General features: G+C 71.9%; 1 protein-coding gene and 1 pseudogene. Both read left to right on the plus strand.

Annotated features, from left to right (window positions below; translation table 11 throughout):
* Positions 1–496: pseudogene (locus FVW27_RS17455) on the plus strand (cobyrinate a,c-diamide synthase); the annotation flags it as partial.
* The coding region (locus FVW27_RS17460; protein ID WP_167127638.1) for a precorrin-8X methylmutase at positions 487–894 on the plus strand (408 nt) is incomplete at its 3' end. The pseudogene FVW27_RS17455 and the gene FVW27_RS17460, both read left to right, overlap by 10 nt.

Below are 894 nucleotides of genomic sequence, written 5' to 3' on the forward strand. Positions count from 1 at the left end.
CGCCCCCATGCTGGCCGCCGTGCGCACCCTGGCCGCACAGGGGCGCCCGGTGCATGGGGAATGCGGCGGCTTCATGTACCTGATGCGGTCCATCACCGACACGCACGGCAACCTACACGCCATGACCGGCTGCCTGCCCGCCGCCTGCCGCATGGATGCGCGGCTGCGCGCCCTGGGCTACCGCGAGGCACAAGCCCTGCGCGCCTCGCTGTTCGGCCCGGCGGGCACGGTGCTGCGCGGCCACGAATTCCATTATTCGCGCCTGGACCCCGCGTCGAAAGAGGTCTCTCCCGGCCCTGTTGCCGCCCAATCCGGCCACTCCGGCCACTCCGTGTGGACCCTGCGCGACCGCAACGGCACCCCTCTGGGCACGGAAGGACTGTGCGCTGGCTCGGTGTCCGGCTCGTACGTGCACCTGCATTTCGGCTCCAACCCCGCTGCGGCGCGCGCCTTCGTGGCTGCCTGCGCCGCCCCCGGAGACATCCCATGCCCCTGACCCCCAAAGCCCCCGCAAGCGAGGGTTCCTCCACTGCCGGTTCCGCCGATACGGACCCGCGCCTGCAACAGGCCTTCACGCCCGACGCCATCGAGGCCCGCTCCTTCGCCATCATCGACGAGGAAGCAGGCGAACCCAAGCCCTTCGCGGGCCGGGCCTGGGAGGTGGCGCGACGGCTGGTGCACACCTGCGCCGATTTCGACATCCTGCCCCACCTGCACCTTCCGGATGTGGCCATAGCCGCCGGGGTAGCCGCCCTTGCGCGCGGCTGCGCCATCTACACCGACACGGAAATGGCCCGTGCTGGCATGCCCCTGCGCCGCCTTGCCCCGCTGGGCTGCACCGTGGCCTGCCTGCACGCCCTGCCCGGCACTGCGGAACGCGCGCAGGAACGCGGC

Origin of the sequence: Nitratidesulfovibrio liaohensis (assembly GCF_011682075.1) — a bacterium.
GTDB classification, from domain to species: Bacteria; Desulfobacterota; Desulfovibrionia; order Desulfovibrionales; family Desulfovibrionaceae; genus Cupidesulfovibrio; species Cupidesulfovibrio liaohensis.